This window comes from Cupriavidus yeoncheonensis (assembly GCF_905397275.1).
GTDB classification, from domain to species: Bacteria; Pseudomonadota; Gammaproteobacteria; order Burkholderiales; family Burkholderiaceae; genus Cupriavidus; species Cupriavidus yeoncheonensis.
Genome location: NZ_CAJPUY010000020.1, coordinates 56,252 through 81,935, shown reverse-complemented (window position 1 = coordinate 81,935; position 25,684 = coordinate 56,252). Strand labels below are relative to the sequence as shown.

The 25,684-nt window shown below is 62.4% G+C and carries 24 protein-coding genes; 13 read left to right on the top strand and 11 right to left on the bottom strand.

The window, feature by feature from the left end; genetic code table 11:
- Positions 1-101: 101 nt before the first annotated feature.
- The 6 genes from KHO22_RS24465 to KHO22_RS24440 all read left to right on the top strand — a co-directional run bounded on the left by KHO22_RS24465 (position 102) and on the right by KHO22_RS24440 (position 4,998).
- Positions 102-869, top strand: a complete 768-nt coding sequence (locus tag KHO22_RS24465; RefSeq protein WP_230427000.1) for a hypothetical protein — start codon at positions 102-104, stop codon at positions 867-869.
- Between the two features lie 264 nt (positions 870-1,133).
- Positions 1,134-2,270 (top strand): aldo/keto reductase, encoded by a 1,137-nt coding sequence (locus KHO22_RS24460; RefSeq protein WP_211949820.1) that lies wholly within the window; start codon positions 1,134-1,136, stop codon positions 2,268-2,270.
- 72 nt (positions 2,271-2,342) lie between these two features.
- On the top strand, positions 2,343-3,110 hold the full coding sequence (locus KHO22_RS24455; protein ID WP_211949767.1) for an SDR family NAD(P)-dependent oxidoreductase: 768 nt from the start codon (positions 2,343-2,345) through the stop codon (positions 3,108-3,110).
- A 49-nt stretch (positions 3,111-3,159) separates the two neighbouring features.
- A complete protein-coding gene (locus tag KHO22_RS24450) occupies positions 3,160-3,903 on the top strand; it encodes an SDR family oxidoreductase (protein WP_211949766.1) in 744 nt (247 codons plus the stop codon).
- 10 nt (positions 3,904-3,913) lie between these two features.
- Positions 3,914-4,357, top strand: coding sequence for a hypothetical protein (locus KHO22_RS24445; RefSeq protein WP_211949765.1), 444 nt, complete (start codon positions 3,914-3,916; stop codon positions 4,355-4,357).
- Between the two features lie 29 nt (positions 4,358-4,386).
- Positions 4,387-4,998: an SMP-30/gluconolactonase/LRE family protein gene (locus KHO22_RS24440; protein WP_211949764.1), complete on the top strand. Its 612-nt coding sequence runs from the start codon at positions 4,387-4,389 to the stop codon at positions 4,996-4,998.
- Between the two features lie 149 nt (positions 4,999-5,147).
- On the opposite strand, the gene KHO22_RS24435 is transcribed toward KHO22_RS24440, so the two are convergent.
- The 3 genes from KHO22_RS24435 to KHO22_RS24425 form a co-directional block, all read right to left on the bottom strand.
- A complete protein-coding gene (locus tag KHO22_RS24435; RefSeq protein WP_211949763.1) occupies positions 5,148-6,263 on the bottom strand; it encodes a CapA family protein in 1,116 nt (371 codons plus the stop codon).
- A 140-nt stretch (positions 6,264-6,403) separates the two neighbouring features.
- On the bottom strand, positions 6,404-7,417 hold the full coding sequence (locus KHO22_RS24430; protein WP_230426999.1) for a Bug family tripartite tricarboxylate transporter substrate binding protein: 1,014 nt from the start codon (positions 7,415-7,417) through the stop codon (positions 6,404-6,406).
- Between the two features lie 109 nt (positions 7,418-7,526).
- Positions 7,527-8,312, bottom strand: coding sequence for an SDR family NAD(P)-dependent oxidoreductase (locus KHO22_RS24425; protein ID WP_230426998.1), 786 nt, complete (start codon positions 8,310-8,312; stop codon positions 7,527-7,529).
- Positions 8,313-8,510: 198 nt separating this feature from the next.
- Here KHO22_RS24425 and KHO22_RS24420 point away from each other — a divergent pair, with 198 nt between their 5' ends.
- Positions 8,511-8,813, top strand: coding sequence for a YciI family protein (locus KHO22_RS24420; RefSeq protein WP_211949762.1), 303 nt, complete (start codon positions 8,511-8,513; stop codon positions 8,811-8,813).
- Positions 8,814-8,918: 105 nt separating this feature from the next.
- Here the strand turns inward: KHO22_RS24420 and KHO22_RS24415 are convergent, their stop codons facing one another.
- The 7 genes from KHO22_RS24415 to KHO22_RS24385 form a co-directional block, all read right to left on the bottom strand.
- A complete protein-coding gene (locus tag KHO22_RS24415) occupies positions 8,919-10,310 on the bottom strand; it encodes an MmgE/PrpD family protein (RefSeq protein WP_211949761.1) in 1,392 nt (463 codons plus the stop codon).
- Between the two features lie 51 nt (positions 10,311-10,361).
- Complete coding sequence (locus tag KHO22_RS24410) at positions 10,362-11,348, bottom strand: tripartite tricarboxylate transporter substrate binding protein (RefSeq protein ID WP_211949760.1); 987 nt, start codon at positions 11,346-11,348, stop codon at positions 10,362-10,364.
- 19 nt (positions 11,349-11,367) lie between these two features.
- Complete coding sequence (locus KHO22_RS24405) at positions 11,368-12,492, bottom strand: Ldh family oxidoreductase (protein WP_230426996.1); 1,125 nt, start codon at positions 12,490-12,492, stop codon at positions 11,368-11,370.
- On the bottom strand, positions 12,450-13,463 hold the full coding sequence (locus tag KHO22_RS24400; RefSeq protein ID WP_211949759.1) for a Bug family tripartite tricarboxylate transporter substrate binding protein: 1,014 nt from the start codon (positions 13,461-13,463) through the stop codon (positions 12,450-12,452). Before KHO22_RS24400 ends, KHO22_RS24405 begins: the two co-directional genes overlap by 43 nt.
- Positions 13,464-13,529: 66 nt before the next feature.
- The gene (locus KHO22_RS24395) at positions 13,530-13,775 is read right to left on the bottom strand and encodes a hypothetical protein (protein WP_211949758.1); all 246 of its coding nucleotides are present in this window, start codon (positions 13,773-13,775) and stop codon (positions 13,530-13,532) included.
- Positions 13,776-13,862: 87 nt separating this feature from the next.
- Positions 13,863-15,284 (bottom strand): FAD-dependent oxidoreductase, encoded by a 1,422-nt coding sequence (locus KHO22_RS24390; RefSeq protein WP_211949757.1) that lies wholly within the window; start codon positions 15,282-15,284, stop codon positions 13,863-13,865.
- 298 nt (positions 15,285-15,582) lie between these two features.
- Positions 15,583-16,494 (bottom strand): LysR family transcriptional regulator, encoded by a 912-nt coding sequence (locus tag KHO22_RS24385; protein WP_211949756.1) that lies wholly within the window; start codon positions 16,492-16,494, stop codon positions 15,583-15,585.
- A gap of 207 nt (positions 16,495-16,701) precedes the next feature.
- On the opposite strand from KHO22_RS24385, the gene KHO22_RS24380 reads away from it, so the two are divergent.
- The 3 genes from KHO22_RS24380 (at position 16,702) to KHO22_RS24370 (ending at position 21,281) form a co-directional block, all read left to right on the top strand.
- On the top strand, positions 16,702-18,285 hold the full coding sequence (locus KHO22_RS24380; protein WP_211949755.1) for an MFS transporter: 1,584 nt from the start codon (positions 16,702-16,704) through the stop codon (positions 18,283-18,285).
- 233 nt (positions 18,286-18,518) lie between these two features.
- Positions 18,519-18,989 (top strand): (2Fe-2S)-binding protein, encoded by a 471-nt coding sequence (locus KHO22_RS24375; RefSeq protein WP_211949754.1) that lies wholly within the window; start codon positions 18,519-18,521, stop codon positions 18,987-18,989.
- Entirely contained in the window at positions 18,990-21,281 is a 2,292-nt protein-coding gene (locus KHO22_RS24370; RefSeq protein ID WP_211949753.1) for a xanthine dehydrogenase family protein molybdopterin-binding subunit, read from the top strand.
- Between the two features lie 35 nt (positions 21,282-21,316).
- Here the strand turns inward: KHO22_RS24370 and KHO22_RS24365 are convergent, their stop codons facing one another.
- The gene (locus KHO22_RS24365) at positions 21,317-22,270 is read right to left on the bottom strand and encodes a LysR family transcriptional regulator (protein ID WP_211949752.1); all 954 of its coding nucleotides are present in this window, start codon (positions 22,268-22,270) and stop codon (positions 21,317-21,319) included.
- Positions 22,271-22,411: 141 nt separating this feature from the next.
- On the opposite strand from KHO22_RS24365, the gene KHO22_RS24360 reads away from it, so the two are divergent.
- The 3 genes from KHO22_RS24360 to KHO22_RS24350 all read left to right on the top strand — a co-directional run bounded on the left by KHO22_RS24360 (position 22,412) and on the right by KHO22_RS24350 (position 25,592).
- A complete protein-coding gene (locus tag KHO22_RS24360) occupies positions 22,412-22,981 on the top strand; it encodes a flavodoxin family protein (RefSeq protein ID WP_211949751.1) in 570 nt (189 codons plus the stop codon).
- Between the two features lie 93 nt (positions 22,982-23,074).
- A complete protein-coding gene (locus KHO22_RS24355) occupies positions 23,075-24,232 on the top strand; it encodes an iron-containing alcohol dehydrogenase (RefSeq protein ID WP_211949750.1) in 1,158 nt (385 codons plus the stop codon).
- Positions 24,233-24,395: 163 nt separating this feature from the next.
- Positions 24,396-25,592 (top strand): arabinose transporter, encoded by a 1,197-nt coding sequence (locus KHO22_RS24350; RefSeq protein WP_211949749.1) that lies wholly within the window; start codon positions 24,396-24,398, stop codon positions 25,590-25,592.
- Positions 25,593-25,684: the final 92 nt, after the last annotated feature.

The following is a 25,684-nucleotide window of genomic DNA, read 5'->3' as shown; positions in this document are numbered from 1 at the left end:
AAACTTCTGCTACGATGCAGACATGGGTTGCCGGCCTGCTCTGCGCAACCCGCAAACCAGCGCGGAGTTATTCCGCCACCTGCGGCAGACGCAAAGGAGAAATGACCATGATTTACACGCGAAGTGGCGCCGACGCCCTGGCAAAACGGGATGTTGTGGTTTCCCCGGGGACCGGTAACAGGCATTGGGGCACCGTGTTCTTCGGACCGCGTTCCTCAGCCGAGCGGCAGTCGGGGCCGCAAGCCACGATGTCGGAGTTGGATGCGAACGAAACCATCGTCCCCCACTTCCACGGCGTGACGATGTTTCAACTGTTCATCGCCGGATCGGGCACGATCGGCAACCGCGGCCAGGTGCTGCAGCCGCTTACCGTCCAGTTCAAGGATCACCACACCGCTTATGGCCCAATCGTGGCTGGCCCCCAAGGCCTCTCTTTCGTGGCGATGCGTATGTACACGGGAAATTCCGAGCCGATCTATCTGGACAAGCCGGGCTACCGCGAAAAGCTTGAGCAAAGCAAGCGGCGCCACCTGACGTCGGAGCCGGTGCGCTTCTCTACCGAACCGGTTCTGAAGTCCCGCAAGGAAGTGACGTGGGAAACCCTGTTCGCCGACGAATCGGATGGCATGGCTGCGCAAGTGGTACGGCTCGGCGAGGGCATGTCGGTGCAGGGTCCCGATCCCCGCGCTGCAGGCGGCTACTACCTCTTCGTCGGCAACGGCAGTCTTATCCACGGTGACGAAGAACTGCCGCAGTGGTCCATGGTGGTGGTGGAGCCGACTGAGGAGAAGTTCGAAATCCGTGCCGGCGCGAATGGCCTGGAGGCGATGGTGCTGCAGTATCCGCAGGAGGAGCGCGCGGGTTGGTGAGTGCGCAGGGGGAAGGCCCCTCTACCCATATGTGTCTCACCTTCGGTTCACGCCTGAACCGAAGGCCTGTCCCGCGCTCGCGGGACTTTTTTGTTTCACGATGACTGTTCCTCTAATTAGCACAACTAATATGCCTTTTAAGGTTTCATTAGCTAGTTAAGTTGACTTCCGTGACCCAACATACAGGGCATGAAGAAGCCAATCCTGGCGGGGAACATGAGCACGCAGAACCTCACTGATCGCGAAACCATAGAAAAGCCTGGCATGGCCGCCGATAGGCGCGGATTTTTGAAGACCGCAAGCATCGCAGCGGCTGGCGCAGCCCTGCCAATCGGTGCTTCGTCCTGGGCCACTCCCGCTGCGGCACAAACTGCGCAGCGTGTCGGCAATCGCGAAAAGGCTTACACCATAAGGACGCGCAGGCTAGGTGGCCTCACGGTATCGGAACTGGGCTTCGGCTGCATGAGCAACAGCCCCGGCCACTATGGCCCCGGCGTGGACCGCGCGACGAGCATCCGCGTGATTCGCGACGCCTATGAGCGCGGCATCACCTTCTTCGACACCGCAGAGGTCTATGGTCCCTACGTCAACGAGGCACTCGTCGCCGAGGCCCTTAAGCCGGTGCGCAACCATGTGGTGATCGCCACCAAGTTCGGCTTCAAGATCGACGGCACAAACGGCCTGGACAGCCGCCCCCAGCGCATCCGCCGCGTCGTCGAGGAATCGCTCAAGCGCCTGAAGACCGACCGAATCGACCTGTACTACCAGCACCGCGTCGACCTGACCGTGCCGATCGAAGAGGTGGCCGGCACCATCAAGTATCTGATCCAGCAGGGCAAGGTGCTGCACTTCGGCCTGTCGGAGCCCAGCGCACGCACCATCCGACGTGCCCACGCCGTGCATCCGGTGTCCGCGATCCAGACCGAATACTCGATCATGGAGCGCAGCGTGGAACACAACGGCGTGCTGCAGGCATGCGAGGAACTGGGCATCGGCTTTGTGCCATGGGGGCCGCTGGGCCAGGGCTTCCTGCCCGGCAAGCTGCCGCTGGATGCACAAGCCAACTTCGACGGCAAGACCGATCTGCGCAAGACCTTCCCGCGCTTCAGCGCTGAGGTCATGAAGGCCAACCAGCCGATCCTCGACTTTCTCAAGGCCTTCGGCGAGAAGAAGGGAGCCACGCGTGCCCAGATCGCCCTGGCCTGGCTGGCGGCGCAAAAGCCCTGGATCGTCTCCATCCCCGGGACGACCAATCTGGACCACTCACGTGAGAACCTCAGCTCCGTCAACGTCAACCTCACGCCTGAAGACCTGCGCGAGATCGAGGCGGGTATGGCCACAATCACCGTCCATGGCGGTCGCATGGATGCGAAGCAGATGGGCCAGATCGGCAAGGATTGAGCACGGCAGCGCCGTTCCAGCGCAATTCCGCAGGCTGCCTCATTGGCGGTCTGGACTCACCAGGAGACATGCATGAACGTTACCTATGACTTCAAGGGACAGGTTGCGCTGGTCACCGGCGCGGCATCCGGTATGGGCCTCAGTACGGCGCGTGCTTTCGCGAAGGCCGGAGCGGCCGTCACGCTGGCGGACGTGACAGAAGCGGCCCTGCGGCAAGCCGTGGACGAAATCACGGCAGCGGGCGGCAAGGTGATCGGCGTGGTGTGTGATGTAGCAGATGAGGCTCAGGTGGCAACCATGGTGGCGCGCACGGTTACCACCTTCGGCCGCCTGGATGCCGCGTTCAACAACGCCGGCATCCAGATCCCCGCCTCGGAGATCGCGGACCAATCCATCGAGGACTACGATCGCGTCAGCGCCATCAACCAGCGCGGCGTCTGGGCGTGCATGAAGCACGAACTGGCGCAGATGCGCAAGCAAGGCAGCGGTGCGATCGTCAACTGCTCGTCCATTGGCGGGCTCACCGGCCGGGCCATGATCGCCGCCTACCACGGGACCAAGCACGGCGTGATCGGACTGACCCGCAGCGCCGCGCTCGAATATGCCACGCGCGGCGTGCGCGTCAATGCCGTGTGCCCGGGCACGATCGACACGCCGATGGTGTCATCGATGCTGGAAAAGGGAATGCTGGCGATGGATGACCTGCTGCGCGACCTGCCGATGAAGCGCCTGGGGCGCGGCGAGGAAATCGCCGATGCCGTGCTCTGGCTGTGCAGTTCGGGCTCGAGCTTCGTGACCGGCCAGGCGTTGGCGGTCGACGGCGGATTCGCCGTGTACTGATGGTCGCGCCGGCAGGCATTTCCGGCACATCGCAAAGCAGAGGAACATCATGATCAAGGACAAAGTCGTTATCATCACGGGCGCATCGTCCGGAATCGGCGAGGCAACGGCCAAGCTGCTCGCCAGCAAGGGCGCCAAGGTCGTACTCGGCGCACGACGCGAAGAAAACCTGAAACGGATAGCGAATGAGATCCGGCAAACGGGTGGTTTAGCGGCCTATCAAGAACTGGACGTGACCAAGCACGAGGAAAACGACCGCATCGTCCATTTGGCCAAGGCCGAGTTCGGCCGCGTGGATGTCTTGTTCCTGAACGCCGGCCTGATGCCGAACTCGCCGCTGTCCGCGCTGAAGACGGATGACTGGCATCAGATGGTCGATGTCAACGTCAAGGGTGTCCTGAATGGCGTGGCTGCCGGCCTGCCCGCGTTCCTCGAACAAAAGTCCGGCCACGTTATCGCAACTTCATCGGTAGCGGGGCTCAAGGCCTATCCGGGCGGCGCCGTCTATGGTGGAACGAAGTGGTTCGTACGCGACTTCATGGAAGTCCTGCGCATGGAGTCCGCCATTGAAGGCACCCACATCCGCACCACGACAATCTATCCGGCAGCCATCAATACCGAGCTGCTAACAACGATCAAAGACCAGGCGTCGCTCGACCAGATGCAGGGCATCTACGACACCTATGGTATTTCCCCGGATCGGATCGCAAGCGTTGTCGCCTTTGCGATCGATCAGCCCGAGGACACGACCATCAACGAGTTCACGGTCGGCCCCGCGAATCAACCTTGGTAAGCGCCGCGCCATGATCCACGCTTTCGTTTGCGAACCGAGCCGCCAGCACGGCGGCCGGCCGCGCGCCAAAGCGAGAGCAGCCCTCATCGCTGCCTGCCCAATTCTTGCAATGGGCCTCAAGTCGGGGGCGTCGGCCCGGCTGGCCTACGACGCGCAGACGCGGAGCGCGGTGCCAATTCCCCCGTCCGAGCGCGCCTTGCAGACCACCGTGGCCGCGTCCTGGTTCAAGGTCTCCGACGAGGGCCGGATACTCGAAGGGGCGATCTTCGACCGCAGCGGCAATCTGCTCCTCTGCGACGTGAGCGGCCGCCGCGTGCTGCGCCTGACGCCGGACAAGCAATTGTCCACCATCGTCACCCTGGACGCGCTGGCGCCGGGGGGCTGGCCTTCCACCCGGACGGGCGCCTCTTCATCGCGGCGCTGGACATTCCGAATGGCCGCGGCGCGAACTTAGCGGTGAACGCGGACGGCTCGGACCTGCAGATGATCGTGCCGCCGGTGGCGGGGTTCATGCCCAATGACCTGGTGTTCGATGCGCGCGGCGGCTTCTACTTCATCGATTTCAAGGGCAACGCGACCGAACCCAAAGGCGGTGTGTACTATGCCGCGCCGGACCTGACCACGATCAAACCCGTGCTGCCGAATCTGGCAATGGCCAACGGCCTGGCGCTCAGTCCCGATGGCAAGACGCTGTGGGCGACGGAGTTCGGCCGCAACCTGCTGCACCGGATCGAGCTGGCCGACGCCACCACCATCGCCCCGATCGGTTCGGCCATTGCCTACCACTTTGTCGGGCCGGCCCCGGACTCGATGCGCGCCGATGCCCCGATGCCGACGGTAACGTGTACGTGGCGATCTACGGGCAAGGCCGCGTGCTGGCCTTCAATCGCTACGGCATCCCCATCGGCCAGTTGCTTTTGCCCGGACGCGATAGCGACCACAACCTGGCCTCCACCAGCCTGGCCATCCATCCCGGCCGGAACGATCTCTACGTGGTCACCAGCGACACCGACAAGGGGCAAGGCGCGACCGTATTCCATGCCAAGGCGTTCAGCACGGGGCTGCCGCCGCCTCCATTCCAATGATTCGCTTTGAAAGCGCCGCGCCGCCACAAGTCACCCGGCGCCAGGCGGCCTGAACGAGGAAACGGCTGGGCTAGACGGAACGGCACTTCCCTTCGACACCAGTTGCCGGCCACGCGTGCCACAGCGAGACTGGCCCTGACGTGTCACCTGAGGCGGGCTTCAGCCCGTGACGATCACCTCGTCCCCTTCTACGTGGAAGGTATGCGGCATATCCACGGATGCCCACTCCATATAGTTGAGAACCTCGTCGAACTTCGGATTTCCGCGGCGCAGCACTTCCGGCCGGTACCGCCGGTCCATCGCCATGGGCAGGAAGGCGATACGCAGCACTCCCTCCTTCGACACCACCGCCTTTGCAAGCAGGCTCAGGGTACAGGCTTTGCCGTATGGCATGAGCGGGAAATCGGGATCGAGATCGGTATGATTCCGCACAGCGCCATGTGACCATGCCGGCTCGGCCCAGGACGGCGCCGGGAAGCCCTTCGTCATGGCGAATACGCCCAGGCTGTAGAAGATGGCTTTGCCTTTATAAACTTCGACGGCTTTCGGAATGTGCGGCGCGTGCGCAACCACCAGGTCGGCACCGGCGTCGATGGCGGCGTGCGCAACGGTTACCTGGTAGTCAGAGATCACCCGTGGCAGACGAATCACGCCGGAGTGAAAAGCAAGAATGACAATGTCCGCTTGTTCCCGCAACGCGCGGATATCCTCCACCAGCATGGCGAGATCCTCAGGATCGGGCTCGGTCCGGATGCCAACCGGCTGGTGCGGTCCGCGGGTTTCGTAGGACGTCCTGACGCGGATCGAGGTTACGCCGGGCTTGTCGGGACCGGCCGCACTGCCAGCCGCAGCGACCGACGTATAGCCAAGGTAGGCCACTTTGACGCCATTCTTTTCGACGATCGCCGCGCGGCGAGCCTCCTTGAGGTCCCGGCCCGCCCCTGTTACCTGGATACCGCGCGAATTCAGCAGTTCGCGGGTATCGAGCATGGCGTCCGGCCCGGCGTCATAGGTGTGATTGTTCGACATGGTGACGGCGTCGAACAGGCCATTGGTGTAAATCTCTGCCATCTCGACGGGCTGTGCAACTTGCGGGGCGTGGTCGGCCCGAATGCCCCGACTCGAATAGGTACGCATGCAGTTCACAAACCGCATATCCGCTTGCTCCAGCACCGGACGTACCAGTTCCGTGTAGCTCTCTATTGGAAAACCATCCTTTGGTCCATGCGCAGGACCGCAATCACCACCGATCAACACCGTCACACTACCAGACATGACAACCTCCTCCAGACGTCCTTAGTTCCGCGTATCGGAATCAATACCATTAATAAGAACAAATGTTAGCACCCGACACGCTGCATGCCAAGCCGCGCCCGCCGGGCCTTGCCACGAACCGCACTTCACGCCCTTTCCTGCTATTGCGCTTCACCCTTGATGTTAGCGGCCTTGACCAGTTCGCCCCATCGACGAAAGTCCTGCGCAACGAACGCGGTCATTTCATCACTATTGGATCCAACCGGATCGGCGCCATTGAGCTTGAAACGCTCGCGCACCTCGCTGTCATTCATGATCTTGACGACAGCCTGACTGAGCCGCTCGACTATCTCCTTCGGCATCTTCGCCGGACCGACCAGGCCGTACCAACCCGAGCTTCCGCCCAAATTCTTCAAGCCCGCTTCCGACAACGTCGGGACGTCAGGCAGCAGGCTGGATCGGGCAGTTCCCGTGACGGCAATGGCTCGCACCTTGCCAGACCTGATCGCCGGCAATGCGGCGACGACAGTCGGCAGCGACATGTCCACATAACCGGCCATGACATCATTCAACGCGGGACCCGAACCCTTGTAAGGCACGAACGAAAATTTGACATTGGCCGCTCGCTGCAACAGTTCGGTGGCCATGTGACCCGGCGCTGCCTGCCCGGTTGTCGCCGAGGTCAGCGGCGCCTTGCTGGATCGGGCAAGGCCCAACAGTTCATCCAGGTTGCGCGCAGGCAGTTTCGGGTTGACCACAATGACGTTGGGAACATTGGCCAGCAGCGAGATCGACGTGAAATCCTTAAGCGGATGGCGCGATTTCGCATACAGGTATGGATTGGTCGTCATTCCCATTGAAGTCAGCAACAGCGTGTAGCCATCAGGCGTCGCCGCGGCAACGGCATTCGCCGCGACCATGCCATTGGCACCCCCTTGGTTCTCGATGACAACTGGCTGCCCCAATGCCCGATACAGCCTTTCCCCGACAAGGCGTCCGATCAGGTCAGTCGACCCGCCAGGGGGAAATCCAATCAGCAGCTTGATTGGTTTGTCAGGATAGGCTGCATCGGCCGCGCCCGGCTGCATCAGTATTACGCTGGCAGCCAGAAAGGGGAACGAGATCATCAGACGGCGAATATGCCTTGCCTTCAGTGAAACCTTTGTCTCCATCATCTTTTCCTTTTAGGTACGAAGAACTGGCACGCCTCCCTCTGCAGCCCCGGCTCAAACATGCCGCGTGCCGAAGGGCTTCGGCGCGATGTACGGATTCGGTCCTAATCGCTTACATCCGGTCAGTTCGCCCGCCGTCGACATGAAGCGTGTGGCCGGTAACAAAGCTTGAATCGTCGCTGGCAAAAAACAGCACGGCTGCGGCCAGCTCCTCAAGCCGCCCCGGCCGGTTCAGGACCGCCATGTTGGTGCGGACACTGATATGCTCTGCCACCTCGTCCGGGCTGCGCGTTGCGCCGGTCAGCGGTGTCAGGAAGAAGCCCGGTGCCACGCAGTTGACATTGACGCCACTCGGCCCAAGTTCTCGTGCCAGCGTCTTCGTCAGTTGAATCACGGCCGCTTTGGCCGAGGCATAAGGCGCACTGGCTCCTGCCGTCAGTTCGCCGACATGCGGCGTGGTTCCCGTACCCAGGCTCGACGAGATGTTGATGATCTTGCCGTACTGCTGTCGTTCCATGTATGGCGCCACGGCCTGGGTACAAAAGAACACCCCTTTCAGGTCCAGGTCGAGCACCGCATTCCAATCCGCATCCCCAATACCGCCGAATGCCCGGTAACGCGTAATGCCGGCGTTGTTGACCAGGATGTCTACCCGCCCCTCCGCGGCAACCACGTCTTCCATGAAATTTCGCAGGTCCTGCTGCTGCGTCACGTCAATCTTGTACGCGCGTGCCTTGCCGCCCAGCCCCTGAATCTGCTCCGCGGTCTCCGCCATCGCCGCTTCATTCACATCCACGATGATGACGATGGCCCCTTCGCTGGCAAAGCGCAACGCGACGGCCTTGCCGAGGCCGGAGGCTCCGCCCGTGACGATCGCCACTTTTTCTTTCAATCGCATCTTCACTCTCCTCGATAGTACTGAAGAAATTGTAGGTGTCGAAATAGCGGTAATGGGCCGTCGATCTTCAATGCTGCGTTGCAAGTCATTCAATGTCACGCTGCAACGGCGGTGCACATGCCGCCCTATGATGCTGCTCACGGGCTGGCTGACAAGGCCGGTACTCGGTTCCAAATACCATCACTGGGAGATGAAGACATGCTTTGGATGATCAACTGCCTTGACAAGCCGAATTCCTCAGCGCTGCGCGAGAAGTACCTCGCCACGCACCGCGCGTATCTGGATGGATGGAATGACAAGATCTTCTTCTCGGGCCCACAGCAAAACGACGATGGGTCTGCGTTTGTCGGCAGCTTCTTTATCATCGACGTTCCGAGCCGCGCCGAGGCGCAACGTTTCATCGAAGGCGAAACGTTTCACGCCGCCGGCGTGTTTGAATCGGTCAATATCCGCCGGCTGAAGAAGGGGCGTTTCCATCCGCAGGTGGCGGACGCCGTCTGACCCGTCAGGCGCAGGCCCGCTCCGACGCGGGTCGCCCGTCATCATGACGGGCAGGCGGCAGAAGCCCGGCGGCCTACTGCCGCCGATTCCTTACATTGTGCGTCGTTATGGACGAAGCAGTCTCGTCAAGGCTGTTACCGATTTCAGGGATTCAAGTCCCTGCACCGCACTGACCACTTCCTGCGTGGCCACCGGAAGGCCGGACAGACCCGCTAGCCGCGTGAACTTGGCAATCTGCTCCGCGGTGTCGCACGGATTCCCCGGCGTTCCGTGCGCGTCGCGCGTCTCGGCACTCCGCACTTCGCCATCTTTCAGATGCACTTCGACGCGACATGCAAACTGCTTTGGATAGACCTCGTCCGCGATGGGATCGACCACGAGCTCGACCCGCTTCATCAGGTCGACCCGAACCGGATCGCGAATCGCTTCCACACCGAATGCCTTCGGATCGCCCGGATCACCGGTAAGCGCCACCGACGCGCAGTACGGGATGCTGTACTGCGCATCCATGGTGTCGGCCACCTCCTTATTGCCGTTGTACTGTACAGCGAATGCGCTAGTCGCAACGACGATTCGGGCCACCTTGTGCGCTTCGAGGCCGCCTTGCTCCCGCATCGCCAGAAGCAACTGCACCACCCCCTGGATCCAGCCACAGATGGGATACACCTTTACCCAGACGTCATCGATCGCCCACCCGGCACCGAGGTCTGCATCCAGCAGCGCTGGTTGCGCAGTGTCGCCGCTGAATGCCTCGAGCAGGCCGAATTTTCCGTCAATGGCCGCCGGCGGCGCGGTGAAGCCGCGGCGCGCCAGCATCGCCATGCGCACCGCCGCTTCGGCGGCGCGCCCCGCGTGCATGCGTTTGACCATTCCTGCCGAACCGACTGCAAAATTCTTGACACCGGATGCACAGGAACACGCAAGGCCGACCGCGTTGCGCAGCGGCTCCGGCGATAGGCGCATGGCCACGCCGGCTGCAATCACCCCGGCGACGGGGCCCACCACGCTGGTCTTGTGAAAGCCGCGCTGCGAAGGGTCCATGCCCAACGCCATGCTGATGCGCGCGGTTGCTTCGTATCCCGCCACGATCGCCCGCAGCACTTGCACGCCAGAGGCCTCCACGGCTTCGGCTGCAGCGAGCACTGCCGGGACGATGACGGCCCCCGGGTGAATCAGGGCCTCGGATAACAGGTCGTCCAGCTCGAACCCGTGCATCGCCGTTCCATTGCACAGCGCGGCATGGCTGGGCGCAACGCTGCCAGTCATGCCGATGATGGTGCAGGAACCGCGACTGCCGTCCCCCACCGCCTCCGCCGTCATGATCTCGCTCCAGGGCTGGCGTGCGCCAAGCAGTGCGCAGCCCAGCGCATCGAGCAGGCACCAACGGGCCTTCTCCATGGGCGCCTCCGGTGTTTCGGTGCCCAGCTCGTGAAGGAAGTCGATAAGCCGGCGTGCGTGGCCCTGCGACTGGCGTGGCGTTGTTGTAATCGGTAGCATCTTGATGCGTTCCAGGTTGACGACGGAGTTTGCGGCGTGTACTGCCGCATCCTATTTGGTTTGAATATTCGCGGCCTTCACGACTGCGGTCCAACGCTCAACGTCCTTGACGAGGAATGCGTTCATCTCCGCCCCGTTTGAACCGATCGGTTCGGCACCCTCGGCGATGAAGCGCTCCCTGACATCGGGCATTTTCATGATCTTGGCGACCTCGTTGCTGAGCAGCATGGCAATCTCCTTTGGCATGCCGGCGGGACCTACCAGCCCGTACCAGCCGCCGGTGTCGTAACCCGGCACACCGGCCTCCGCGATCGTTGGGACATCGGGCATCAAAGGCGAGCGCTTGCCGCCTGTGACAGCGAGCGCCCGCAGCTTTCCGGCACGCACCAGCGGCAAGGCAGTCGGAACCGTGGGAAACGAGATATCGACATGACCGCCGATCAGGTCGTTAATGGCGGGCCCCGAGCCCTTGTAGGGAACGTGATCCAGCCGCACTCGGGCCATCACCTGCAGCAAGGCACCTGACAGGTGGCCCGGGGAGCCGTTACCCGCGGAGGCCTGTGTCAGGGGCGACGAACGCGTGCGTGCCAGGGCAAGCAGTTCACTAAGATTCTTTGCCGGAACGCCGGGATAGGTGACCAGGACGTTCGGAACGATCGCGAGGAGGGAGATCGGAGTGAAGCCGTTGACCGGATCGTAGTGCGCTCCCTTCGTCAGCAGCGGGTTGGTCGTGAGGCCGATTGACGAAAGTAACAGCGTATAGCCGTCCGGTGGCGCGTTCGCGATGGCGCCGCTGGCAATCAGGCCGTTCGCGCCGGGCCGGTTTTCGACCACTACGGGTTGCCCCAGTGCCACGGACAGTTTTTGCGCGACGATGCGTGCCGCGATATCGGTGAACCCTCCGGGTGCGAAGCCGACGAGAAGCTTGACTGGCCGGTCCGGATAAGGCCGCTGGGCCCAGACGCCCCCGGCTGCGGGCGCTAATGCAAGGGCCAATGCTGCACGCATCAGCCTTCTTCGAGTATGGAAGCTATTCATGCCTGTCTCCTGGCGGATGTCACTCGGTCAATTGCCGCAGGCGTTCTACGACGCGCTTGTTCACGAGGATGCCTTGCTTGCGCCGAAGCTCGCGTTCGCGAAAGCCGCGCTCCGACGGAACGCGGATCTCCGATACTCCGGCCTGTCGCGGCAGCCCCCTCACCTTCGCCAGGAGTTCCTCCATCTCCGATGTGAACTGTTCAGTCGGCATCAGCAGTTCCGGGTTGAACGCCACAAAGAGGTAGCCGAAGTCGCTCACGTCGCCATTTCGCATCCGGGCACCCGCCATCAGTCCGAGCGCCTGGATGGCGAGGGACAGGCCATACCCCTTGTGCCCCCCGAAGGGCAGCACACCGCCCTCCAGCAGTTCGCTGGCTACGCGCGTCGGCTCGCCATGCTTGTCGATGCCCACGACCTCGTGAAACGACTCCCCGAGAAATGCCTTCATGAGGAGCTCGCCCGACATGACCGAGGCCGTACCCATGTCAAAGATGAACGGGTCGGCCTTGCCCGGCAGCGCAATGGCGATCGGGTTGGTACCGAGGGCCTTGCGCATGGCCCCGGGTGGCACCACAGTGGGACTGCTACTGCCGAAGTACAGCGTGGCGAACCCTTCCCTGGCGATCTTCTCAAGGTAATAGGCATTGCGCCCGGCAAACCAGCTATTGCGCAGGCCGACGATGGCAATGCCGGACTGGCGCACCTTCTCGATGACTACCTCGACCGCGTGGTTTAGCGAGATGTAGCCCACATTGTTTCCGCCATCGAGCAATGCCGACACCGGCGTCTCACGCACGATGGATACCGGAGCACGCGGCTTCTTCAGTTCCGGCCTTTCGGCAATCACGAGAATGCGTGGCAACCCCGCGAATTCATATCCCCACGTGGCGGCGTCTACCAGGTGAGCCGCGATCACCGCCGCCTCTTCCGGCCTGTACCCAAGGCCGGCCAGGGCGTCCGTGCCTAGCGCTTTCGCCTCGTTCACACTCATTCGGATGGTGTCTTCGTTGTCGGTGTCCAGTAGCTTTTCAGTCATGGTGTCGAATCGAGTATCGATGTTGATGGATCGCGCGCCGCCGTCAGCCGGTCGCGCAGCTTGCTTCATTCCACGTGGAGATTTACCTTCTTGACCACCGGCCGCCATTTCGCCAGTTCGCTCGCGATAAAGCGGGACAGCTTCCCGGGCTCGCCCCCGACGATCTCGTAGCCGGCTTCGGCAAGTTGGGCCCGCACCTTGGGATCCGCCAGCGTCTTGTTGAATGCCTCGTTGAGCCTGGCGATTACTTCTGGCGGCGTTCCGGCAGGAACCAGCACGCCATTCCATGAACTCACGTCGAAGTTCGGCACACCCGATTCCGCTATGGTCGGTATGCCGGGCAGAACATTGGTCCGCTTCGGCGTCGTGATACCGATCGCACGCAGCTTTCCGGCCTTGATATGTGGCCCGAGCACGACGGGGACACCGACCAGGGCGTCGATCTCGCCTGACAGCACCGCCGTCAGGGCGGGACCACCGCCTCGATAAGGAACGTGCATCATGTTGGCGCCCGTCATCAAGGCAAACAGCTCGCCGCCCAGATGGCCAAGCGATCCCGGTGCCGAAGAGGCATAGGTCACCTGCCGCTTCTTCGACAGCGCCACGAGTTCCTGCACGTTGTGAACCGGCAGGTTGGCGTTGACCACGAGCACCTGCGGCACCAGGGTCAGGAAGATCACCGGCGCGAAGTCCTCTTCGGCGAACGGCATCTTTGGAAACACGAGCGGGTTGATCGAATGCGTTGCCGAGTATGCAAAGGTCAGCGTGTACCCGTCTGGCGCTGCTTTGGCACCCGCTGCCGCACCAATGTTTCCCGCTGCGCCACCGCGGTTGTCGATCACAACCGGCTGACCAAGGACCTCGCCCAGGCGCGCATGCAGTATCCGCGCGAGCAGGTCGGCACCCCCGCCCGGCGGCCACGGGACGATCCATCGGATGGGCCGGTCCGGGTAAGGCCGGGCCGCCCCGGCAGTCCCCGTCAACGCTAGGGCGCCGGCGATGGCGACCATCATCAGCCGCCGAACCACTACACGAAGCAGCGCACCGCTGGCGCTGGCAGCAGACAAGAATCCCATCATTCGCGACCACCTCATCAAAAGTCCCACATGCCAGGCAACCTGGCGCCATGCGTTGCACAACAACAGTTACTTTGGCAGCAGCATGTCAACGATGATCCTGACCAGGTCGACATAGCTGCGCATGATCAGGTAAAGGAACGTGCCGCCTAATGCGCCGACAACAAGGAGGACTGGCGAGCCGCCCGTGGCCCAGAGCAGCAAACTGCCAAAGGGTGGGCAAAGGGCAAGCAGCAGCGCAAGGACGTTGCCATGCTTGACGAGGATGTGCAGCGCCGGAAAAGTCGGGACTGCCTGGGTAGTATGAGCCTGCATACGAGTACTCCTCTATCGAGAGGGAAACTGGGTGCCGTGACGCAAAGCCGTCACAGCCTTCGGTGACATCGGACGATGGTTGACGATTCACGCCGCGACCAACGCCGATGCGATCGCATTTGCCGCGCGCAAGCCAAATACCGTGGACCGGCTGAGCCCGCCGATGTACGCCACTTGCTCGCGGTCACCGCCACCTTCGATGCCGCCCGTCGCACAGCCGGCCGCATACAGGTTCGCGATTGGCCGGTTGGCGGTGTCCAGCACTCGCCCGTCGGCGTCGATGGCGATCCCGCCCATCGTGTAAGTGATGCCGGCGCAAAGTTTGACCGCGTAGAATGGCGCCTTGCGGATCGGCCATGCCTGGTAGCTGGCGGTGCTGCGCGTCGGTGCCAGATTGTCCGTCGAGCCACTGTCTACAGCGGCGTTGTACTGCGCGACCGTCTGCTGCAGGACCTCAGCAGGCAGGCCGACCTGGCTCGCCAAAACGCCGAGGTCACTGGCGGAGTAGAGGGTGCCTCCGTTCGACACCAGTGTCGGATTGGCGGAGATCAGATACTCGCGCCCCGGTCCGTTCCAGATGTCCGCATCGAAGATCACGGTTGCGCCCAACGGATCGGCCTGCGCCGCAATGGCGTTGGCCATTGTCACGCCACCCAGGCCCTCGTTTGCGAATCTGCGGCCGGACTGGTCGACGACGACTCCCGCGGCGCAGACGAAATCCATCATCGGGAAGGGCCACAAGTCATCGTTGTGCATGGCATCCTGCGCCAGCACGTGGCCGTAGAACCGGTTGAGCCCCACCAGCCGCGCGCCTGCATCGCGGGCCATGCGCAGCCCGTCGCCCTGGCCGGTCCGCGCGTTGCGCTGCTTGAGTTTCTCCGGAGCGGGGCTGATGAATTCTCGCAGTAGATCCATGTTGGAATGAAATCCGCCGTCGCAGATCACAACTGCTCTTGCTTCAATTTCGACCGGCCCGGTCGTGCACTCTGCGTGTATGCCGACACAGGCACCGTCGCGCATGGCCAAGCCTGTTGCGCGAGCCCCATGCAGAATCCTTCCGCCCTGCTTCTCCAGGCTGCTGGTCAGCGTGCGCAGCAGGACATCGCCACCGCGGCCTACCCAGTACTCGCGTCCGCGCGTCGCGATCGGCGGGGCCAGGGTGTGCTTCCGGTATGACTCGTGCCCCACCTTGATGAACCGAATTCCGTGCCGCTTCAGCCATTGCGTGGCTTCGCCAACGTCGTTGGCCAGCGCCTCGACCAGTTCGGTGGGCGCAGAATCTCCGGTGCGGTTGGTGATGGCACGCAGAATGAGCTGCGAATCATCTTCCACGTCCTGATGTGCGACGTGAAACGCGCCCCCGGCCATGCGTGTATTGCATAGGTAATTGCCTGCCTCACCTCTTTCCAGGACCAGCGCGTTGACGCCTTGTTCGGTCAAGCGCAGCGCCGTTGTCAGGCCCGCAATCCCCGCGCCGACAACAACGACATCGGTATGGATTGAACTCATGCAAACTCCCGTTTTTGTTTCAGGTGAGATTCCCGCGCTGGCTGATCTATCGTTGCGAAGCCGGCGGTTGACGAACCCATTCTAGGGTCGGGATCCCGACGAAATCGCGAGCGGGTCTTTAAGTACTTTCAACTGCAGATTGATAGTCGACACATGATTCTTCCGATGCCGTAGGAGCAAGGTGTCACCGCGCGCAAGCCCCTGTCGGGTTGCTGCGAGGTCTAGGAGGAGCGCAGCCGAATGAGCAAAGAGACACCACGCCGTTGCAGCACGGCGAACTGCAGCCCGGCTGGGTGCGTCACTCCTGGCGCAGATCGGGGTGGAGGCTGAGAACGTGATATAGGAAGTCCGCCATGACCCGGACCTTTCTTGGTATCTGGTTACGTTGCTGCATGTAGATCGAGTAACAAAGTTCGCCCTCTACCTGCCCATCCAGCACTGTCTCGAGACGGCCGGAGCGCAGGTAAGGCATGACGCGATAGCGGGTAAGCAGGCCGATGCCGGCGCCGCTGAGCATTGCCTCGATGAGGCTGTCCCCGTCATTGGTCACCAGGCACGCGCGGACCTGGCTGGTCACGACCTCTTCTCCGCAACGCAGGCGCCATGGCCGTACCGCGTTCGTGACCCAGCTTCGGAGGTCAATCCGACGATGGTTGTCCAGATCGTCAATGGTCACTGGTCTGCCGTGGCGTTGCAGGTAGGCCGGTGATGCACAGAGGACGAACGGCGAGGCCACCACGCGTCGCGCTATCAACGTGGAATCCGGCAGTGGATGCGGAAGCACGCCGACGTCGATGCCCTCAGCAACAACGTCTGGAATCCTGTTCTGGACAATGAGGTCAACGGATACCCGCGGATACTTCTCCAGGAACCGTCCCAGTGCGGGAGCAATGAAGCGAGAAGCCATGCCGACCGGTGCAGCAAGCTTTACGGTGCCAAATACTTCCTCTGAAGCATCGCGCATGCGCTCGACCTCATCGTCGATCGAGCGGAAGGCCTCAACGCAGGTGCGGTAGAAGCTGGCGCCCTCTTCCGTAAGGCTGATCTTTCTGGTGCTGCGATTGAGCAGCCGGACACCAACCCAGTCCTCGATCAACTTGACGTGAATGCTCGCGGCCTGGGGCGTGATGCCCAACTCCCGGGCGGCACGGCTGAAGTTCCCTGTCTGCACAATGCGGATGAAGGTATTGATACCGCGCACACTCTCCATGATGTACAGATCACAATAGTGACCTCTCCGACGTAGAAGTTCTTCGCGCACTGCCGCCCTTGGGCAGGTCTCCAGTCTTAGACCTTGAGTTCCTAACAGTGGAACTGGATCTATTAATTGGAACCATGCTACCATGAACCGCGCCGCACGGTTATAGGGTATTCGCCCATCCCCTCCCGGCTGAATCACCAAGCCAAGGCAAGACTGATGAGACTACCCGCCGCATTGATGCCCCTTGAAGGCCCCGTGTTCCGGAGCCTCTGGCTCGCCTGGCTGGGGGCGAACATGACAATGTGGATGAACGACGTTGCCGCCGCCTGGTTGATGACCACGCTGACCGACAGTGCAGTCATGGTCGCACTGGTCCAGAGCGCGAGCACCCTTCCAATGTTCCTGCTGGGCCTTCCCAGCGGGGCACTGGCCGATATCACTGACCGCCGGCTCTACCTTGCCTCCACCCAGTTGTGGGTCGCCGCCGTTTCCCTGCTTACCGCTTCGCTGGCATTTGCCGATGCACTATCGGCGAAGCTGCTTCTTGCCCTGACCTTCCTGAACGGCATCGGACTGGCCATGCGCTGGCCCGTGTTCGCCGCCATCGTGCCCGAGGTGGTCACCAAGGCACAGTTACCTGCCGCTCTTGCCCTGAACGGCATCTCAATGAACCTTTCCCGCATCCTGGGGCCGACCGTGGCCGGCGCACTGCTCGCTGGGGCCGGCGCCGCCTGGGTGTTCATCCTGAACGCGGTCGTTGCCGTGGGAGCGCTGGTGGTGATCCTGCGCTGGCGCTCGGTCAAGCGCCCGACAACGCTGCCCGGGGAGAGGTTTCTCGGTGCCATCCGCATCGGCCTGCAGCATGTGCGCGAGTCCCCGCGGATGCGGGCAGTCACCTTGAGAGTTTTTCTCTTCTCTTTACAGATGAGCGCGCTCGTGGCCTTGATGCCCCTGGTTGCACGCCGACTGAGCGGGGCAGGCCCCGGTATGTTCACTGTGCTGCTGGCCACAATGGGGTCAGGCGCCATCGCCGCAGCGTTACTGTTGCCTCGATGGCGGGCAAGGCTCGACCGGGACCAGATGGTCTTTTGGGGCTCTCTCACGCACGCGGCGGCAAGCGCGACCGTAGCCCTTGCCCCGGCGCCGTGGATTGCCCTTCCGTCGATCTTCTTGGTTGGCATGGCGTGGATCTCGACGGCAAACACCCTTTCCACATCCGCACAACTGGCCCTGCCCGACTGGGTCCGCGCGCGCGGCATGGCGGTCTATCAGATGGCGTTGATGGGCGGTACCGCCCTTGGTGCAATGCTGTTCGGCAATGTTGCTGCGCGTTTTGGCGTACAGGCCGCCATCGTTTCCGCGGCGGCTGCCGGCGCGGTTCTGCTTCCGATCGTTCGCAACTGGTCAGTGGGAGGCAAGGATGTCAACCTGGATCGTGTACCCACGCACGACTTGCTGGAGCCGGTGACGGCGATTCACCTGGACGAGGGTCCCGTCATGGTGACGGTCGAATACCAAATCGATCCAGCGCAGGCCGCAGAGTTCATTGAGGTGATGCAGCTCACGCGCGCGGCCCGCTTGCGTCGTGGTGCGCTGTCCTGGGGGCTCTTCCGGGACACTGCGATCCGCGGGTGTTATCTCGAGTACTTTCTGCACGAAAACTGGCTGGAGCACCAACGACGACTGGAGCGATTTACAGCCGCGGACGCCGAACTGCGCGAGCGTCGCCTTGCCTTTCACATTGGCGAGCAGCCACCGCTGCGCAAGCGCTACGTCGGAAGCCAGCGGCTCCACCTCTGAGTTGCAGTTATCCCAAGCATCCTCCGTGTAGCATGCGCCCGCGCACTTCGGTCTTTGGTTGTGGCCATTCTGCATCCCCTTGCAAGGGGATGCACTCGCTCGTGCTTAGCCAGGGCTTAATAGGCCTATAAGAGGCACTAATGAATCTTTCAGTAAATAATCAGGCGCTACCGCCTCGCACGCTCGCGCCCTGAGCGTTCTGGCTCTTCCGTTCGCAAAACCAGAGATTCACCATGAAACAACTTCACCTCAACGGCCAGGCCAAGGACATCAACGTGCCCGACGACATGCCCCTGCTGTGGGTGCTGCGCGATGAACTGGGAATGACCGGCACCAAGTTCGGCTGCGGCATGGCGCTTTGCGGTGCCTGTACAGTGCACGTGGACAACACGCCGGTGCGGGCGTGCGTTACACCTGTTTCCGCCGCCTACGGGCACGCGATTTCGACCATTGAAGGCATGGAAGGCGACCGTGTGGGCCGGTTGGTGCAGCAAGCCTGGGTGGAGCAAAACGTCGCTCAGTGTGGCTATTGCCAGGCTGGGCAGATCATGACTGCCGTGACTCTGCTCAAAGCCACGCCCGCCCCCACCGAAAAACAGATCGACGAGGCCATGAGCGGCAATATCTGTCGCTGCGGCACCTATCCGCGCATTCGCGCCGCCATCAAGCTGGCGTCCAGCCGGCTGTCGGGAGGAGCCAGGTAAATGATGAGCAGCCCTCAACTCTCGCGGCGCGGCTTTCTGAAAGGCAGCCTGGGCGCGCTGACACTGGCCGTCACCACGCGCGGCGTGGTCAGCGCTGCGTGGGCTTCCGACACGGCGCCCAAGAAATATGGTTCGGACACCATGCCCGGCGGCGCGGTTGACGACCCGTTAATCTTTGTCTCGATCGGTGGCGACGGCACGGTCACCATCGTGGCCCATCGCGCGGAGATGGGCACCGGTGTGCGCACCAGCTTGCCGATGGTCGTGGCGGACGAAATGGAAGCCCGGTGGGAGCGCGTGAAGGTCGTCCAGGCCGAAGCCAACGAAGCCCGCTACGGCAATCAGAACGTCGATGGTTCGCGCAGCGTGCGCCATTTCCTTATGCCGATGCGCCACGTGGGCGCGGCGGCCCGCCACATGCTAGAAGCTGCCGCAGCGGCACGCTGGTCGGTGCCCGTGGCCGAAGTGCGGGCCGTGCGGCACGAAGTGATCCACCAGCCTACCGGCCGCCGCCTTGGTTTCGGCGAACTGGCCGCCGATGCGGCCAAAATACCGGTTCCCAAAGCCAATGCGCTCAGGCTCAAGACCCCGGCCGAATTCCGCTACATCGGCAAGGAACAGGTGCGCCTGGTTGACCTGGAGGCAATCGGAAAAGGCCGCGCGAGCTATGGCATGGACATGCGCCTGCCCGGCATGGTCTACGCCGTCGTGGCGCGTCCGCCGGTGGTCGGCGGGACGCTGCGCCGCGTCGACGCCGCCAAGGCGCTGGCGGTACCGGGCGTACTGAAGGTGGTCGAGATAGCGGCTTTCAAGGGTGCGCCCGGCTTCCAGCCGCTGGGTGGCGTGGCCGTCGTTGCGCGCAACACCTGGTCGGCCATGCAGGGCCGCGCCGCGCTGGCAATCGAATGGGACGATGGCCCCAACGGCAGCTATGATTCCGCGGCCTACCGCAAGACCCTCGAAACCGCCGCCCGTACGCCCGGCAAGGCGGTGCGCAATGCGGGCGATGCGCTGCAGGCCTGGAGCAAGGCATCTGAGGCGGAGCGCTTTGCGGCCGAGTATCACGTGCCGCATCTGGCCCATGCGTCGATGGAGCCGCCGGTGGCGACCGTCCAGATCCACGGCGATCGCGCCGAAGTCTGGACGTCCGTCCAGAATCCCGTCGCGGCACAACGGGCCGTGGCCACGCGGCTAAAGCTCAAGCCCGAGAACGTCAAGGTGAACATCCTGTTGCTTGGCGGCGGCTTTGGCCGCAAGTCCAAGCCCGACTTCGTCGATGAGGCCGCAATCGTGGCGCAGGCCATGCCAGCGGGGACACCGGTCAAGCTTGTTTGGACGCGCGAGGATGACATCCATCACGATTACCTGCACACGGTCTCAGTAGAACGCCTGGAGGCAGTCGTCGGCAAGGCCGGGCAGGTGCAATCCTGGCTGCATCGGAGCGCCGCGCCAACGATCGCGTCGCTTTTTACCGAAGGGGCCAAGGGACAGCAGTTGTTCGAGTCCGCCATGTCGGCCATCAACATGCCGTACCGCATTCCGAACGTGCGCGTTGAAACTGCCGAAGTACCCGCTCACGCGCGCATCGGCTGGTTTCGCTCGGTCGCCAATATTCCCCACGCCTTCGCGGCGCAATGCTTTATCGCCGAACTGGCGCATCGCGCCGGCAAGGAGCACAAGCAGTTTGCGCTTGATCTGATCGGCCCGGAGCGCAAGGTCGATCCGGGCACCCTGGCCGACACCTGGAACTACAGTGAATCACCCGAGCTCTATCCCTACGACACGGGGCGACTGCGCGGCGTGATCGAGGCCGCTGCGCGCGGCGCGCGCTGGGGCCGGAAGCTGCCCAAGGGCCACGGGCTCGGCTTGGCCTTCTGCTACAGCTTCTTGAGCTATACCGCTACCGTGGTCGAGGTGGCAGTCGATGCCAAAGGCGAGGTACGCGTATTGGCAGTGGATATGGCAATGGACTGCGGGCCGCAGATCAACCCGGAGCGTATTCGCGCACAGATGGAAGGCGGCGCCATCATGGGCCTGAGCCTGGCGCTGTCCGGCGAGATCACGTTCGAGAAGGGTCGCGTGCAGCAGAGTAACTTCCACGACTACGAGGTGCTGCGCCACTACGCCGCGCCGCGCGTGATCCGTACCCATCTGGTCAACGACAACCATGCACTACCCCCGGGCGGCGTGGGCGAGCCGCCGGTACCGCCGGTGGCGCCGGCTCTGTGCAATGCGATCTTTTCTGCCACGGGCAAGCGTGTACGCAGCCTGCCCGTGCGCACGATGGCCTGAGGCTCTCCATTCTGGTTGAAGCTTCGTTGAAGCGCTCAAGCCTTGTAGCGCTTCAACGCTGGCAGCGGCACATGGAGTTCCTCAAGCTTCGCGAAGGCTTCCAGCAGGTAATCCACCGTGACCCGGACCCGCGGTGCAATGAGAGCCCGATGCGGGTACTGCAGAGTCATTTCGAAGCTTCCGGGGTGGTGGGCGGAAAGAAGCACGACTTTCAGCTCTCCGGCGAGGAGGTGCCTCCACGCGTGATGCACACCCACTTCAGCGATACCAGCACCAGCCACCGCAGCCTGCACAAGCGCTTCCGGCGAAGACAGTGTCATAACTGCTGCCTCGGTATTGAGCGTGGTGATGCTCCCGTCGTCCCCCTTGAAGCTCCACGGCGACACCCGGCCACCCAGGAACCTCCTGGTAAGAAGGCGATGCCGGTCAAGATCCGCGGGCTTGCGCGGCACGCCATAACGCGAGAGGTAAGCGGGCGATGCGACCAGTGCCATGTTGAACTGGCAGATCGTTCGCGAAACCAGGGAAGAATCACCAATGCGACCGCCGCGCAACGCGAGGTCGTAGCGATCCTGCACGAGGTCGACTACGCGGTCGTCGAAATCGACCTCGAACGAAAGGCCCGGGTACTTCTGCATCAGCCCTGGCAGCAAGGGCATCAGTTGCTCGCGACCGAAACCGACGCTTGTCGAGACCCGCACCCGCCCTGACGGCCCGGCGCGATGTGCGCTTACGGTCTCGGCGGCGAGATCCAGCGCTTCTATCGCAATCCGTGCCTGACGCAGGAACGCTTCTCCCTCTTCAGTCAGGTTCAGGGTGCGGGTGGTACGGTTCATGAGCCGCACACCCAACGCCTTTTCCAGTCCGCCGATGTTCTTGCTCACCGCGGCCGACGAGATGCCGAGCGCGCGTCCCGCGGCCGCAAAGCTGCCGGCATCCGCAGCCTGCACGAAAGAAAGGATGGCGCGAACACGTTGCGAAGAATCCATGCTTCGGAGCCGTTCTGGGAAGTGGGAAACCGCACTTCGATTGTCAACTTGAGGTTATTGAATCATCAACCTCATGAGTCATTCTCGTCACGAATCATAGCAGCGAGAATGCACCCATCGCACCAACCAACGGAGTGCAGAATGCAAATCTCAATTGTCTACGACAGCGGGTATGGCCATACCGAACGGTTGGCCGAAGCGGTCGCCGAAGGTGCGCGCCGGCATCCGGGCGCTCGGGTGAACCTCATCTCGGTTCGCGACGCCGGCTCGCCATGGGAGCTACTGGAAGCCAGCGACGCCATCATCTTTGGCTCGCCGACCTACAACGGCATGTTCAGCGCGAAGTTGAAGCAGTTCTTCGAAGACGCGACCAAGCCGGTCTGGCACGACCTCAAGTGGCGCAACAAGATCGCGGCCGGCTTTACGAACTCGGGTGCGCATAGTGGCGACAAGCTTAACGCGCTGGTTTCGATGGCGCTGATCGCCGCGCAGCACGGCATGCTCTGGGTGGGGCTTGACCTCAAGCCTGGCAATAGTTCCAGCACGGCCAGCAGCGCTGACCTCAACCGCCTCGGAAGCTGGTTGGGCGCCATGGCCCAGGCGAACGTCGACGAAGGGCCTGACGTCGCCCCACCGAGCAGCGATCTCCAGACCGCCGCTTATCTCGGCGAGCGCGTAGCCAAGATCACCGCCCGTCTCCATGCGGCGTAAGCCTGCCTCTCGCCCTCAGACACTTCAGACACTTCAGACACCTCGGACACGATTGTCCGACCGCTTCACAACACAACGCACAAGGAATCACTCATGCTGAATTTCGAGTTTCACAATCCCACGCGCATCGTGTTCGGACAGGACACTACGTCCTCGCTCCATGAACTCGTTCCCCGGAACGCACGCGTCCTGATCCTCTACGGCGGCCAGAGTGCCGAACGCAACGGCACCCTGGCTGAAGTGCGCAAGGCGCTAGGCGACCGTACGCATTACGAGTTCGGTGGAATCGAGCCCAATCCCACTTTCGAGACACTGACCAAGGCAGTCGGGCAGGTTCACGCCAGGGACATCGATTTTCTGCTGGCAATCGGCGGCGGCTCGGTCATTGACGGGACGAAGTTTGTCGCGGCAGCGGCAAAGTACGCTGGCGATCCGTGGCACATCCTGGAAACCGTGGGAAGCGTGGTTCAGGAGGCCCTGCCTTTCGGAGCCGTGCTGACCTTGTCCGCGACCGGCTCCGAAATGAACTTCAACGCGGTGGTGACGCGCAAAGCAACGCAGACCAAGGCCTTCTTTGCGTCGCCCCATGTCTTCCCGCAGTTCTCCATTCTGGACCCGACCAAGACCTATACGCTGCCCCCCCGGCAGCTTGCCAACGGTGTGATCGATGCCTTCACCCATGTGGTCGAGCAGTACCTGACCTATCCCGTCGAAGCCCGGGTCCAGGACCGCTTCGCCGAGGGGCTGCTGCAGACCCTGATCGAGATCGGCCCGAAAGTGGTCCATGATCCCGCAGACTACGATTCCCGCGCCAACATGATGTGGGCCGCCGCCATGACGTTGAACGGACTGATTGGTGCCGGCGTGCCGCAAGACTGGGCCACGCACCTGGTTGGCCACGAACTTACAGCGCTCTATGGCTTGGACCACGCCCGCACACTAGCCATCGTGCTTCCCTCGATGCTTCGGGTTCGTCGGGAAGGCAAGCGCGCCAAGCTTCTGCAGTACGCGGAGCGCGTATGGCATATCACTACCGGAAGCGAGGATGCGCGCATCGATCTCGCCATAGAAAAGACCCGAGATTTCTTTGAAAGCCTCGATGTCGGAACCCATCTTTCTGACTATGGCATTGCCGCCGACGCCATCGAGGGACTGGTTCAGCAACTGCAGGCGCATGGCATGACCCAGCTTGGCGAGCACAGCGACGTGACACTGGAAACCAGCCGCGAGGTCTTCGAAGCCAGTCTCTGAGGATGTCGTATCGTGGGCATCTTTCTGCCACGAGTGCGGGGCCGGTGGACATGGCCCGTTCCCCCGCTCTTGTTTAAACTTGTACTCGCCCTCCGTCCGCCATTCCGATGGTTCCGCCCGGAACGTTGACAGCAGCCTCGACGCATCAGACACCACAACGACGATGAACCTGTATCAGCCTTCGGCTGCGCCCACCGAACACACCGTGCTGTCCTTGATGGCATGTGTGTTCGCCGTGTTTCTGGTCACAGGCGCAGCATTGCCAGCACTGCCGCTGTACATCCATGATAGCCTGGGTTTCAGCACTTTCACTGTCGGCCTTGTCTCCGGGGCCCAGTTCACCGCGTCGCTGCTTTGCCGGCTGTGGTCCGGAACGATCTCCGACCGGCGAGGTCCGAAGTTTGCGGTAACGGCTGGGCTGATGATGGCCATGCTCGCCGGGCTGCTGTATCTGGGCTCCCTGATGGCCATCGGCCGCGCCGGACTTGCCATTGCGATCTTGCTGGTCGGCCGCGTCCTGCTCGGAGGCGCCGAGAGTTTTATCATGATCGGCGCGCAAAGTTGGTGCCTTTCGCTGTCAGGCCCCAGCAAGGTCGGCAGAATGATCGCGTGGATCGGCACCGCAATGTTCGTGGCCCTCGCCCTTGGCGCGCCGCTTGGGAGTGTCCTTTTCAAAAATTTCGGTTTTGCATCGATCGGCCTGGCGACCCTATTGGGTTCAGCAGCAACGCTGCTCCTCGTGAGCCCTATTCCGGCCACCAACCCGGCGCCTCAAAGCCGCAAGGCCACTGGACAGGTCTTGAAGGCTGTCTGGATTCCCGGTGTGGCAATGGCTTTCTCCAGTTTGGGCTACGGAATCATGACCGCATTTGCCGTGCTGCTGTTTGTTCAGCGGGGCTGGCAACCGGCATGGTTGTCCTTTACTGCATTTGCGGTCTCACTGATGGCGGCACGCGTGCTCTTCGGCCCATTGCCAGACCGCCTTGGCGGCGCGCGAACTGCGGCGATTTTCATCGCGATTCATAGCGCCGGGCTGGCGCTCATCTGGCTTTCGCCCGAGGCATGGCTAGCGTTCGTCGGATCCGCGATGGCGGGATTTGGCTATGCGCTCGTATATCCCGGGTTCGGCATGGAGGCCATGGCACGGGCGCCAGCACAAGCGCGTGGCCTCGCCATGGGCGTCTATACCGCCTTCATCGACCTGGCGCTTGGCATATTCACTCCCCTGCTCGGCCTCGTTGCCAATGTACTCGGACTGGATATGATTTTTCTTATCGCGGCGCTTCTCGCGCTTTGTGCCGTACCGATCGCGATGTGGCTACGCACCCACCCCACGCAAGTGCCGGAGATCGTCGGATGATCGGCCCAGCGCCGCCAAGCGCAAAGCGCCCCGCTATCTGCGGAGCGATCTCGTAAGAAATTGCGCAGCAGGAAATGATAAGAATGGCGGCA